This is a genomic window from Parasutterella muris (assembly GCF_009767915.1).
Taxonomy (GTDB): Bacteria; Pseudomonadota; Gammaproteobacteria; order Burkholderiales; family Burkholderiaceae_F; genus Parasutterella; species Parasutterella muris.
In genome coordinates, this window is the sequence record NZ_WSRP01000012.1 from 38448 (window position 1) to 52027 (window position 13580).

A 13580-nucleotide genomic window follows, 5' to 3' on the forward strand; every position below is an offset into this window, starting at 1 on the left:
CGAGGCAGTAATTATCTGAGTCATGCCTTTGCAACATAAGAAAAACCGATAGTTCACATTTAATCTTATTTATCTTGTTTGGTTTTTCCAAGCAAAAAATAGAAAATTCTTTCCATGCTCAATCAACCTAATCCCAGGAAAATATGAAAACTCGTATAGAAAAAGACTGTCTCGGTGAGATGGAAGTCCCGGATAACGTTTACTACGGCATCCAAACCATGCGTGTCATGGGTGTTTCCGGCTTACTTGGAGAAAAAGTTATTAAATATCCCTACCTGCATCAATGCCTATTTCAAATGAAAAAAGCCTCTGCCCTCGCAAATAAAGACGTAGGCGCACTTGAGGCGGAGAAAGCGGATGCCATTGCCTGGGCCTGTGACCAGGCGTTAACAGGGAGGTATGACGATCAGTTCCCGCTGGATATGTACCAGGGTGGAGGCTACACCTGTGTAAATATGAACGTCAACGAAGTTATTGGCAACCTTGCCAATGAGTACCTCACCGGGCACAAGGGACAGGATGCGATTCACCCGAACACACACGTCAACATGGGGCAGTCCACCAACGACGTAGTCACGAGCGCGGAACATCTTTGCATTTATCCGGCTCTTGATAAGCTCGCCCCAGAACTTGATAAACTTGCAGAGGCCTTTGCTCAAAAAGCACTTGAATTTGCAGACGTAATTAAGGTCGGACGCACATGCCTGCAGGACGCAGTCCCGTTGACTTTGGGGCAGGAATTCGGTGGGTATGCGGAATTCTGCAGACGTCAGGCCGCCAATATCCGCAGCCTAAGAGAGGAATGTTTCAGCCTCATCGTCGGTGGCACCGCTGTTGGTACCGGACTTGGCGCTGCGCCCGGATACCAGGAGGCCTTCTACAAGCACCTTTCCGCTCAGCTCGGAGAAGACGTGAAAAGCGCTACGGATCTATTTGACGGCATGCAGAATGATGACTTTTGCGTAAAGGTATCAGCTGCGGTCAAACAAGCTGCCTGCGGAATTTCTAAGATCGCAAAAGACATCCGCCTGATGAGCTCCGGCCCTCGCGCCGGTTTGGGTGAAATTTCCATTCCTTCACTCTCCCCCGGCTCCTCCATCATGCCGGGCAAAATTAATCCTATCCTGCCTGAGCTCGTAAGTCAGGTTGCTCAGCAAACTTGCGGCAACGACGTAGTCATCAGCATGGCCTTTGAGCAAGGAGAACTGGAAATCAGCGTTTGGGCTCCGACTCTTTATAAGAATCTGTTCGAATCGTTTGATCTCCTGACCAAAGTAATCCCGCTCTTTATCGATAAGTGTGTCAGCGGAATCACTGCCAATCGGGAAAAATGTGCACAGGAAGCAAGAGAAACCATCGCTCTTGCAACCGTTGTTGCTGCAACCTTAGGCTATCCCGAAGGGGTCAGAGTCGCAAAATACGCGCAGCAGCATAATTTAGCGGTTGCAGATGCAGTCCTGAAAATGGGAGTCATGACTAAAGAAGAAGCCGATTCCCTGCTTGACCCTGCATTATTGGTGAACCCGGAGAGAATGGCTGAAGCCATTGCACAGTGGAAAGCTGAAAAAAGACACGCTTAAATTATCAAGTTTGATTCTCCCCCTTTTTGTCCTTTACTGATATCCATAGGACCCTCCACTTCGGAATCTATTCTGATTCCGAAGTTTTTTCATTATTTTCATAAAAAAGTGAGGCCTGTCTAAAAGACAGGCCCGCGGCTTTTTGGAATCAGATGACCAACTTAGTACTTGCCGAACATTTCAGCAATCTTTGCGGGGTCATTCGTCTTGGTTAACCCGAGCTGCAGAAGAATTCTAGCCTTCTGAGGATTAAGAGTTCCAGCATGAACAAAACCTGCTTTATCCCAAGCTTCTGTCGATTCAATCGTCGGACCGTTCGGAACACGTGCAGCCCGAACTACGACAATACCTTTTTTGGCTGCATCGTAGAGTGCCGCTTCAGCATTCTCATGAATCGAACCGTTGCCCGTTCCTGCATGCACAACGCCTTTTGCTCCGTTAGCAACTGCAGCTTCTGCCATCTTGCCATCGTCGTTGACATGTGAGTAGATAATATCAACACGCGGAAGATCTTTAAGCTCGGAAACATCAAACTCTGTGTCCTTGGTATGCTTACGGGTTGTCGCCTTGTAAAAAACGGGACGGCCATTTTCAAAGTAACCAAGGTAACCAAGTTCAGGACTTTGGAATGTGTCCACTCTCAGCGTATTGGTCTTCTGCACGTCACGGGCGCCGTTAATCACATCGTTCATTGCAATCATAACCCCACGACCTTTGGCGTCCTTAGAGGCCGCCAAATTAACCGCATTCAGAATATTAACCGAACCGTCTGCAGAAATTGCTGTGGCAGGGTGCATGGCTCCGATCAAAATAACCGGTTTATCCGACTTAGTCACAAGATTCAAAAAATAAGCTGTTTCCTCCAATGTATCCGTACCATGGGTAATAACAACCGCATCAACATCCGGTTTAGCCAAAAGCTCATTCACTCGCTTAGCAAGCTTGAGCCATATCTCATGAGTCATCGATTCAGAGCCAATATTGGAAATCTGCTCCCCTTGGACGTTGGCAACCTTATGAATTTCCGGTACTGCATTCAAAAGCGTCTGAATCCCAATTGCTCCTGCCTTATAACCGGTCATTTGAGTATTGCTCGCGGCCGAGCCTGCAATGGTTCCACCAGTTGCAAGAATACAGACGTTTGGCAGCTGTGCCTTTGCTACGTGCTGTGTAGGTGCCTGCGCGAAACACGAACCAGCAACTCCGGCAATAAAGGAACTACTTACAAAAATTGCGGCGAGGGTTTTCTTCATCATAATTTTCTCCTGAGAAAAGGCAATTCATCATGTCACTATTTGTAATGCAGTTAAACCAAAATTGATTTAATTTATACTTTCAATAAGATTCGTTTATCCCTGAAGCGCATTTTCCATGCAGGTTCTGAATTGGGTAAATTTTCATAAATCGAGAAAGTTCCGGAGTCCTCGAACGAACAAGATCGGAAAAAGCCCCTGTTAAAGCTTGCTCCACACATCTCTTTACGCATGCTTTCACAAACTCAGACGGTTCTTTTTGCCATCGGACCCAATAAGTCCGCTTTATATCCATTCCGGGCAGTTTATAAAGACTAACGTCTGCGAGAAAGAAACCGGAACTCCATAAATTAGTGGGCGTGATGATGGACCATCCGTTAAGTTGGCTCACAAGTCCAACCAGCAAATAACTGGTTGAAACTGAGACCTGCTCACTGACCTCCAGGTTGAGAGAGCGAATAATTCGACGAACCTGAACTCGGTCCGAACTCTCTTGGTTATACTCAATGAGCGGATGAGAGGCGGTAAAGCGCTTTAAATCGTCGAGCGTGTTAATTGATTCAGTTCCTCGCCGAGCAACAAGAATATAGTCCTCTTCAAGAAGCGCCCAACCATAAAAATCTTCCAGTTCCCCCGGCGCAAGCGGAGAAAACAAAACATCAATTCTGTCATCGTTCAATAACTTGACCATCGGTTTTGTCAGGCCTGAGGCAACTTCCAGATCTTCGACCTCTTTTTCCAGAGCTGCAATAAGCCAAGGGCCAAAAGAACCAGCTGCAGACTCCCCCAGACCCAGACGTAAAGAACTCACACGTTCCCTTTGATCTTCCATTTTCCGGAACAGCCGTTCATTTTGCTCCATGAGATAGGAACCTAACTCCGCTAGTCTTCTTCCGGAGGCAGTCAGCACCAGAGGTCGCGTATCTCTCTCAAATAATTGAGTTTTAAGAGTCTGTTCTAAAGCCTTGAGATTCTGACTCACTGCAGAAGAAGAAATGCCAAGAATTTTAGCTGCCTGCTTCAAATAGCGCTCCTGCGCCGTCACAAGAAATATATGCAGCTGCACCAAGCTCAAAATTTTATCTTTCTCCATCAAAGATCCGCCCCAGTCTATGGCCTTTTAACATGTTTACATGATCATTTGTACTTTTATATTGAGTTAAGTATTACTTAATTTAAACACTTTTCTTTCTTATCATAATTGATAACATCAAAAGATTATCTGAAACTATGAGCTCATTAAACAGAATCCCCCAAGGAGTCAAAGTATGAGCAAATATCGCATTGAACGAGATTGTCTTGGCGAAATGGAAATTCCTGATAACTGCTACTACGGAATACAAACAACTCGCATGATGGGCGTATCCGGATGTGCCAACCTTCCGGTTAGTTTCTTTCCTGACATGCATAAGGCATTAGCCCAAATCAAAAAAGCAGCAGCCCGAGCAAACAACAAAATCGGTGCCATGAATGACGATATCGCAGAAGCTATCGCTCAGGCCTGTGACGAAATCATCGAGGGAAAGTTCGCAGATCAGTTTCCTCTTGATATGTGGCAAGGCGGAGGCTATACCTGTGTCAATATGAATATCAATGAAGTAGTCGGCAACAGGGCTAATGAAATCCTGACCGGGAAAAAAGGTTCAGACAGAGTTCACCCAAATACACACGTCAACATGGGGCAATCTACAAACGATACGATTCCGTCGGCTACTCATCTTGGCATGATTGCTCGCTTTGACGAACTGGTCCGCGAATTAGGGTTGCTCTCAGTGTCCCTTCGAGCAAAAGAGAGAGAATTTAAAGATGTAGTCAAGGTCGGCCGTACCTGTCTCCAAGATGCCCTTCCCTTAACACTTGGTCAGGAGTTTGGGGGATATGCGTCTGTCATTGAGCGTCTTAAAGGCCAGGCAGTTTCAATGCGCGCAGGCTGCTTTGAAATAGTCATGGGCGGTAGCGCTGTTGGAACCGGATTCAGTGCAGAACCAGGCTATATGGACGCATTTTATGCAGAAATCAGCGAACAATACGGGCAAACCATCACACCGATGAAAGACCTGTTTGACGGATTCCAAAATGCAGACTTCATCGTAGAAGTTTCTGGTCTGGTTAAAAAAGTTGCCATGACACTTTCAAAGATCAGCAAAGACTTGCGCATCCTCGGCTCCGGCCCCCGTTCAGGACTCATGGAAATCAACCTCCCTGCACTTTCTCCCGGCTCCTCCATTATGCCTGGAAAAATAAATCCAACCGTTCCGGAAATAGTTATTCAAATCTCTCATCAGGTTGCGGGCAACGATGTTGCTATTTCGATGGCCTATGACGAGGGAGAACTTGATTTAAATGTGTGGGATGCAACATTCTACAAATGCCTCTTTGAAAGCTTCCAACTCGTGAACGCAGAGCTGCCGATACTACGCAAACACTGCATAGATGGAATTACAGCAAATAAGGAACGCTGTGAGAAAGAGGCAAATGCCTCAATTGCACTAAGTACCGTGGTTGCGGCAGCACTTGGCTATCCACTTGGAGTGAAAGTCGCTCATTACTGCGAAAAAAACAATTTATCCGTAAAAGAAGCGGTCGTCAGAATGGGACTTATGACTTCGAAGGAAGCAGACAAGCTCGTCAATCCTATGCTCATGACGAACCCTAAGGCAGCTGCTCAAGCTGTCGCAGAATTCAAGAAAGAGAAACATCTGATTTAGCCGCATATTCGTATACAGGCCGCTGAGCTTACTTTTCAGCGGCCTATTATTATTTACGACTAATCTTACACGAGTAAAAATTAATTTTAATTGTGCTCCTATTTAGAGTTCCTTATTCTGGCTTCATGCCAAACCAAGGAGCATGAAATGCCAAAGAAAATTCATAATCTGCCGATTACCGGTATTGCCAGTTTCGCAAAGTACCCTATTTGTACCGATCTTGACCAGCTTGATGATGTAGACGTTTGTGTCATGGGGATTCCCTACGACATGGGTGCACCCTACTTGAGCGGAACCAAATTCGGTCCACGCCGTATCCGCGAGGTTTCCTGCCACTACGGCAGAGGCGATGCCGGTTTCTGGGATCCCGAAAGACTGACTCAGTACCTTGAGGCTCCTGTGAAAGTAGTCGACGGCGGCGACGTTGATATGGATCCAATGGACTTCCACGCCAGCTTTGATAATGTCCGCGAAGCGGCGCGCAAAATTATCTCCAAAGGTACTCTTCCGGTCTTTATGGGAGGAGATCACTCGGTAACGATCCCAACTGCACAGGCCTTGGATATGTACGAAGATCTCTGCGTTGTCCAGTTTGACGCTCACCTTGACTTCGGAAAAAGAACGTGGACAAACGGCTCTCCGATGAGAATGATCTCCGAGATGCCCCATTTTACTAAAATGTGCCAGATTGGTATGAGAGGCCTCGGAAGCAATACAAGAGAAGATTTCCAAGCTGCTTATGACTACGGTTCTGTCGTCATTCCCTCTCGCAAAGCGCTTTCTCTTGGTGCCGAGGAAGTCATTAAGATGATTCCTGAATCAAAGAACTACTTTGTGACGATTGATATCGACGGCTACGACATGAGCACTGCACCGGGCGTAGGCTCCCCCTCTCCCGGAGGCTTAAACTACAATTTTGTTACTGACGTGCTTGAAGGCATCGCGAAAAAAGGCAATATTGTCGCATTCGACCTAGTCGAAGTTGCCCCCCAATACGATCCGTCTGGAATTACCGCCCGCCTTGGCGCTATGACAATGCTGGCTTTTATGGGATTCATAACGAAGGAAAAAGAAAAGAGAGGCGAACTCAAACACCAGCAAAAAAAATAATCTGATTATTCCCCTATAAGTCGCTAAGACGACATAATTTCCATCGATGGAGAGCGGTCCCAGCGCTCTCCATCTTTCTATTATTTAACGAAGAAATAATGCCTCCAAGCGATAGTTAAAAAAAGTTTTGACCGCACTCTTTTTAAGCTCTAATGACTCCTTATCACGAGTGGAAAAGACAAGGAAAGATACGTGGGTAAATAAAATTTACTGCCATGAAAAACTTCGGGGATCGCTCAAAAATAAATCTCTTCTGTATCTAAACTCACAAGAGCACGATAACTCGGACCGATCGTTTTGAAACAGGGCGTCCAAGGTCCTTCGAAAATCTGATAAAGGTTTCATTTGAAAAGGACTAAAAATGAAGGATCCTCTTGCCTACGCTGAATTACTTCTTCAACGGACGAAATCAGCGTCCTCTTCACAGTATCAAGTAGTTCATCCGAATAATTCCTGCGGGCCACTAAATATAGCCGACGTGTTTGGAGGCCCGTCGGAGGTGCAGCAATCTTCATGTCTCGTATACCTCTTTCCGAACCCAACAGTCCAAAAAAATGTGTAAAAGACCATCCCAGTCGGTTCGCAACTAGCGCATAGACAAAATAATTGCTCTGCGCTTCATATATCTTTGGGTACATAAGATTGTGCTGCAGCATAAAATCCTGCATCATCGATCCATCAGCTGTGTCTGCGGAATGATAGATAAGAGGAAGCCCCATTACTGACATCGACTGCCAGCTTAAGTCCTCTGGAACCTCGAATTCTTTGGGAAATATCAAGAACCAAGGGTCCTCATAAAGAAAAATCTTTTTTACATCTTTGTTGCTTTCTTCCCCGGCAATTACTCCAACATCCACATCTCCATTCAAAACAGATTTGAAGAGGCTGCCGCTTGGTCCCGATAGCAGAGAAACCACTCCTAATTTGTCCTTTAGTTCCTGACAGACCTCAGGGGCGACAAGACTGCCGACTGATTCAATCATTCCCAAACGAATCGCTGGTTTGACCCAATTGCGCATCCGAATTCTCTGAAGCATTTGGCGAATATCTTCATCGCTTTGCTTTATGGAAGAATACAGTTCCAACGCATCCGATGTAGGCTGAAGCGGCCGTGTATCCCTTTCAAATAAGGAAAATCCCAACCGCGACTCCAACAGAGCAATTGTCTGAGAAACCGATGACTGAGTGACGTCGAGTCTTTTTGCCGTCTCCGAAAACTTTCGTGTCTCGATCGCAACTAAAAACACGCTAAGAGCTCGAGAAAAAAGAGAATCCTGCGATAATTTATGGGTATCCTTTTGTTTCATCTCGTCAACTTATGCTGATTGAACCAAGAAAATAGCTTTACTCTATAAGGGGAAGCGTTGTCAGAAAAAATGCCTAGGTAGCGGCTTCCCTTCACGCACCATATTTCAGCTCCTTTAGGCAGAGCCTCGTCAAATCTGCGCTTTTCTCCATCCCGAATGAACTCATCTTTCCCCGGACGAAGAACGATCAACGGACAGGTAACCTGGGAAATAATATCAATTGGCTGTATATCCGTAGCTTTCAAGAGTCGCGCGCAGATATCTCCGATAACCGGACCATAACGATCCCGAATCCAGCCGCGCTGCGTCGCATAAACCGACTCTAAAACTACGGCAGCCACGTCTCGTTCATGACGGCTATAAAAGCGAAGCAATGCATCAGCGCCTACTCCTTGACCAAGAAGTATGGCCTTTTTCTTTCTTACAGAACATCCGCAAACCTTCTCCCAAACTAATTCCGCATCCAGAAGCATCCCTTCCAGGCTCAGCAAACCTTGGCTGCGGCCGCTTCCTCGATAGTCAAACATCACGACCGGTAGGCCGCCTTCGGCAAGAAAAGCCACTTGCTGCATGTTGTAGCTCATGTTGAATTGAGCAGAATGGAAGAAAAATACGAAAGGACTTTCATCAGAAAAATTGCTTAACCCCTTCGGAAGCAGAACTTCATAGGCTATGGCTTCGTGCTCCTTCAGTCTCTCCGTGTTCCTGATTTCGCAGCGAACAGCACTCAACCCATACAGAGAAGCGTGCCAGTACTGCATTGAATCCGTTCTGAAGAACATTGCTTCAACAACGTCTGAAAGAAAGCCCATAAAACCTCCCGAGAATATTGTTTTAGCAGGGGATAAATCCTCCATATTCCCGATTATCGGAGATTTCTCTTTAATAATAATTCTAATTTAGAATTATTATTATGCTTTTTATTCATTATTATTTTTCTCTTGAAGTATATAGTGATCAACAAATCAATAAATTCCAAGAGAGAACAATGAGAATAGAAAAAGATGCGCTAGGTGAAATGAATCTCCCTGATGACGCTTACTATGGAATTCAAAGCTTGCGCTGTGCTGAAAACCATAACGTCACGGATCACACTTTCCGAGAACTTCGACAAATTCAGACTGCCTTGGCCGAAATCAAAATGGCCTGCGCGGCGGCAAACTACCGAATTGGAGCTCTTTCTCAGGAAAAAGCAGAAGCAATTATCCACGCTTGCGAAGAAATGCGCCGGGGAAATTTTGCTGACCAATTCCCAATCAACATATGGCGTTCTCACGGAACCGGTGCAAATATGAATGCCAATGAGGTTCTTGCAAACCGAGCCAACGAGCTGCTAACTGGCCACAAGGGATACGATACTGTTCACCCCAACACCCACGTCAATATGTGTCAGTCCTCAAACGATGTATATCCAACTGTGCAGTCGATTGTATTTTATCGAATGATCGGAGATGTGCTCGACAGCGTAGAACTTTTAGAAAACAGCCTTGGACGGCGAGCTCTAGAGTTTAAAGATGCTGTTCGCTTGGGAAGAACCTGCCTTCAGGATGCCGTCCCAAACACTTTCGGTCAAGTGTTTGGGGGATGGCAGCACATGATTTGGCGCCTTCGTGTTCGGCTTCAGGATTTTAGAGAAGGCTGCCGCTCTGTACCGCTCGGAGCAACGGTCCTCGGAACCGGCATGGGACAGATGCCCGGATATGGAGAGGCAGTCATGAAGGAGCTTTCCTCTGTTCTCGGCTGGCAAGTTTATTGGCCTGTGTGGGACAAAGAAGTAATTGAAGACAGCGCTGTTTTTGACAGTATGCAAAATTGCGATGAGACCATGGTACTTGCCGGTCTGCTTAAAGCTTTATGCTGCGCTGCCGCCAGAATCGCTAAAGATCTCTGCGTCTACGCTTCTGGTCCGGATCATGGATTTAACGAAATCTTCCTTCAACCCTACGAAGGTCGACGGCCGTCTTTTATTCCCGAACTGATGATCGAACTCATGCAAAGAAGCGTCGCATTTGATCAAGTTGCAACACTGACCGTTAATGAAAACGACGGAGATGAAGCAATCAACGACAGCGCAAGTTTTGTCAATGCGATGGAACTTCTTGAGTCAATGAAAAATGCTTTTGCCCTATTCTCCGTCCACTGTATTGATACTTTGAAGATTAACGAATCACATGCAAAAGAAAATGCTGAAATGTCAACTTCATTAGCAACAATGGTAAGTGCACTTTTTGGTTACGAGATCGGAACCAAAATTGCTCACAAAGCTTGGGAAGAAGGCATTTCCTGCAAAGAAGCGGCATTGAAAGAAGGATTAATTTCATCGGAAGTTGCCGATGAACTCTTTGACCCGCTTAAGCTCACTAATAGGCATGAACTCACAGCAATGTTCCAAAAATACGGCAATTTCAGAAAAATCAAGTAAAAAGGGAAAAGAAAATGGAACTTCCAACCCAAAGTTCATTGAACATCGGACCCAGAAAACTGTTAGATTATCCGGAGTACTTTCATCGTCTGCTCAGATGCTTGGAGACCTCGATCTCTAGCATTTCAACTGACCCTGTTTTCCTACAGCAGCAGCTCGAGCTTTTTGAACATGCCAAGGCCAATGAAAAAGCGATACTCCTTTCTCTCACAGAAGATGTGTTTGGGAATCTCGGAGAAGAAAGCCCTCGGATACTGTTGGAGCACATTTTCATCTCCTTTGGCGCTCAGTGTTCCCATGAACAAACTTTCAAAATAATAGCTGCATATATCCGCCAGTTCAGCATTCAAATCGATTTGCAGGCGCGAGCACTATGCGTAGACGATCTGCAGAATCTTCTTCTCGAAGAGACGAAACATATGTCTGATACGCTAAATATGCTCTCTAAACGCTTTGAGAAAATTGACGGCCCGATTCGGTCACATCTTATGGAGGCGGGAAAAACTGCATCTCTGAGTAAAACATTTGATATTTACGCTGCAGGCGTTCGTCAATCAATGCAAATGATCCGCCAGGCGAGCAAGAGCTATGGAGCGAACTGTGACCCGTATCAATGTGATTACCTTAATGATTCCTGCACACTTCTTTGTGTGCACGCTTCGATGCAGTCTCTTTCCACTCAATTGTGGCGGCTCGCAAGCGACCTAAGATTGAGAGCCACCGGTCCAAGAGGAGGATTTAAAGAGATCATTCTCCCTGCAGTAGCGCCTGGTTCTTCCATTATGCCGGGTAAACTTAATCCTGTTATGGCAGAAATGGTTTATTCAACCTCAGACCAAGTCGATGCAAATCACGCATCAATGTCTATGGCGATCAAGTCAGGCTGGCTTGAAAGCGCTGCGAGCAGCGGCATCATACTTCGGAATTTTATTGAAAGCAGTCGCCTTCTGAGAAGAACTATCAGAAGTTTCACAGACAAGTGCCTTGTAGGAGTCGTCCCAAACACCAAAAATAGAGTTATCTCATGAGCGCTCAGACTCAGTATCTAAAAGGGATCCTTCTTGTTCTCATCAGCGCTGTCTGCTTCAGCGTCAGCGGGACACTGCAAGCCCTTGCTCCCGAAGAAGCGACCCCATTTGTTATCACGGAGATGCGAATGATCATTGGAGCGGCTTTCCTTTTCCTTTGGTGTCTTTGCTTTGGCAAACTCCCTGCCTGGGGAGTTCGTATCCCATGGAGGCCGCTTTTCATCTGCGCGTTCTTTTTGCTTATTGGACAACTCTGCTTCTTCAGCGGCATGAAATTTCTCGGCGTAGCTGCTGGAGCAGTCATCTCGATTGGTTCAGCTCCGATATTTGCGGCTCTTTTTGCCTGGATTTTCTTCCGGATCACTCCGTCGTTTATTTGGGCTGCCGCAACTACGGCTGCAATCACTGGAGTAGTACTTATCAATGGTTTTAATCTGGATTCGTCCCGATTAACCTTTATCGGAATTCTTCTCTTGGACGGTCTGACTTACGCCGCTTATATCACCTACTCCAGCCGGATAAATTTCAATATAGACTCCGATTTTTGCGTTATGCTGATCCTATCCATCATCGCAATCGCTTTAAGTCCGGTTCTTTTCCTTTACCCGACTGAATGGGTTATCAGTTCATGGAGAGGTTTCGGTGTTTGTCTCGGCCTTGGCGTATTCACCGGAGGAGTGGCATTTGCTTTTCTAACAGCAGGCGCAAGACTTATAAGCTCAAATACTGCCTCAACTCTTTGTCTGGCTGAACCACTCGGAGCAGTCTGCTGGGGAATCTTCCTTCTAAAAGAGCAATTAAGCATCTCTAATCTAGTCGGGGTCATGCTAATCCTTTGTGCCATCATCCTTCTTCTCTTTGACAAAACAGAACAAAAAGAGCCCTCTGTCGCTTAAGATAAGAGAAAATCTTACTTTCCCGACAACGTCTCTATGGCCAAAGGTAATCCTTCTTTTACTGACAGCTTTTACGCATCAGAAGTGAACTGGAATATTTTCCTTGCGCTTGCACACTTCCGAAGCTATACAAGAACTGCTGCGTACTTCGGCTCTTCACAGTCGACAATAACAAAGTCGATCCAAAAGATGGAGAAGCATTTAGGATTTGAATTAATTAATAGAGAGAAGAGGCCTGTTTCGCTTACTCCTGAAGGACTTGCTCTGAGAGATGAACTCCTAAGTGCTTCAAAGCGAATCAACGGTGCACTGAATAAGATTTATCATAACCGACGCATCGCAATCGCACTGCGCTTTGGATGCGTTGAGAGCGCCTGTCGCTTTGTCATCCCCGACATTGTGATTAAAATGGGCCCAAAACTGGCAAAGTTCTCTCAGACTACGGGAAACTCACTGATCCTGCTTGAACAGCTTTTAAACGGTGAACTCGACATCGCTTTAGTTGCGTCAGATTTCTCGGATTGCGAAAACATCAGTCGAATTGAGGTATATCGTGAACCCTCTATTCTAGTCTTCCCTAACTCTGTCCCGGATCAAGACAATTGGACGTGGGAAGAGTTAAAAAAGTTACAAATCCCTCTGATTTTTTCTTCAGAAACTAGTGCTGCAGGCAAGCTTAACCGAAGTTTTCTTTCCCGAATGAAACTCTCTTTTGATAATCACTGCGAAATTGATTCAGACGAAGCGATGATAGGACTGATTGAGGCAGGATATGGCTGGGCAATCACGCGGCCTTCCACACTTTTCGCAGCACATCACCCACTTAGAAGTATTCGTGTAAAGAGGCTCCCTCCTCCAGGCTTTGACCGTCGGCTCTTTCTCATCGCAAAACAGGACAGCTTTAGTGAGGAACTCTCTGAAATTACAGCCATCTGTAAATCGAGTTTAGAAAACAAACTCAAAACCGCGGCAGAAAAACTGTTTTCTGTCACTTCACGCTAGAAGATTAGATATTCTTAACTTATCGTAAACATGCCGTTACGTTGATTGAATCCTCGCGACCCTCACTATATCTTGGGTGTGCTGTCTGAACCTTCAATGCATAAAAGGCAGCTTAAACAGACATAAGGCATTTTTATAGGGACGACTTATTTTCTTTTATTCCTAATGCCGTCTAAACCTAAAAAACCGAGGATTAAAAGGTACGGTACTTCCGTTTTATTCAGCGAATTTACCGGACCTTAACCCTCACTCAAATCAACCTACGGAGGATGAA

Annotated in this window: 11 protein-coding genes; 7 read left to right on the forward strand and 4 right to left on the reverse strand. The window is 45.6% G+C overall.

Annotated elements, in window-relative coordinates; genetic code table 11:
- Positions 1-143 precede the first annotated feature (143 nt).
- On the forward strand, positions 144-1580 hold the full coding sequence (locus tag E5987_RS05060) for an aspartate ammonia-lyase (protein WP_160335010.1): 1437 nt from the start codon (positions 144-146) through the stop codon (positions 1578-1580).
- A 161-nt stretch (positions 1581-1741) separates the two neighbouring features.
- On the opposite strand, the gene E5987_RS05065 is transcribed toward E5987_RS05060, so the two are convergent.
- A complete protein-coding gene (locus tag E5987_RS05065; protein ID WP_420901718.1) occupies positions 1742-2833 on the reverse strand; it encodes a type II asparaginase in 1092 nt (363 codons plus the stop codon).
- A gap of 82 nt (positions 2834-2915) precedes the next feature.
- Positions 2916-3926 carry a LysR family transcriptional regulator gene (locus E5987_RS05070; protein ID WP_160335011.1) on the reverse strand — a complete coding sequence of 337 codons (1011 nt, stop codon included), beginning with the start codon at positions 3924-3926 and terminating at the stop codon, positions 2916-2918.
- A gap of 175 nt (positions 3927-4101) precedes the next feature.
- On the opposite strand from E5987_RS05070, the gene E5987_RS05075 reads away from it, so the two are divergent.
- Both E5987_RS05075 and E5987_RS05080 read left to right on the forward strand, forming a co-directional pair.
- On the forward strand, positions 4102-5541 hold the full coding sequence (locus E5987_RS05075) for an aspartate ammonia-lyase (protein WP_160335012.1): 1440 nt from the start codon (positions 4102-4104) through the stop codon (positions 5539-5541).
- 147 nt (positions 5542-5688) lie between these two features.
- The gene (locus E5987_RS05080) at positions 5689-6651 is read left to right on the forward strand and encodes an agmatinase (RefSeq protein ID WP_160335013.1); all 963 of its coding nucleotides are present in this window, start codon (positions 5689-5691) and stop codon (positions 6649-6651) included.
- Between the two features lie 341 nt (positions 6652-6992).
- On the opposite strand, the gene E5987_RS05085 is transcribed toward E5987_RS05080, so the two are convergent.
- A complete protein-coding gene (locus tag E5987_RS05085; RefSeq protein WP_160335014.1) occupies positions 6993-7958 on the reverse strand; it encodes a LysR family transcriptional regulator in 966 nt (321 codons plus the stop codon).
- Positions 7955-8770, reverse strand: coding sequence for an alpha/beta hydrolase (locus E5987_RS05090; RefSeq protein ID WP_160335015.1), 816 nt, complete (start codon positions 8768-8770; stop codon positions 7955-7957). The genes E5987_RS05085 and E5987_RS05090 overlap by 4 nt, the downstream gene beginning before the upstream one ends.
- A 176-nt stretch (positions 8771-8946) precedes the next feature.
- Between E5987_RS05090 and E5987_RS05095 the strand changes: the two genes are divergently transcribed.
- Genes E5987_RS05095 through E5987_RS05110 form a run of 4 tightly spaced genes read left to right on the forward strand, consistent with a single transcriptional unit; the run spans position 8947 to position 13306 of the window.
- Positions 8947-10380 carry a lyase family protein gene (locus E5987_RS05095; RefSeq protein ID WP_160335016.1) on the forward strand — a complete coding sequence of 478 codons (1434 nt, stop codon included), beginning with the start codon at positions 8947-8949 and terminating at the stop codon, positions 10378-10380.
- 14 nt (positions 10381-10394) lie between these two features.
- Positions 10395-11408, forward strand: a complete 1014-nt coding sequence (locus E5987_RS05100) for a lyase family protein (protein WP_160335017.1) — start codon at positions 10395-10397, stop codon at positions 11406-11408.
- Positions 11405-12304: a DMT family transporter gene (locus E5987_RS05105; RefSeq protein ID WP_160335018.1), complete on the forward strand. Its 900-nt coding sequence runs from the start codon at positions 11405-11407 to the stop codon at positions 12302-12304. Before E5987_RS05100 ends, E5987_RS05105 begins: the two co-directional genes overlap by 4 nt.
- A 36-nt stretch (positions 12305-12340) precedes the next feature.
- Positions 12341-13306 (forward strand): LysR family transcriptional regulator, encoded by a 966-nt coding sequence (locus E5987_RS05110; protein WP_160335019.1) that lies wholly within the window; start codon positions 12341-12343, stop codon positions 13304-13306.
- The last annotated feature ends 274 nt before the right edge of the window (positions 13307-13580 follow it).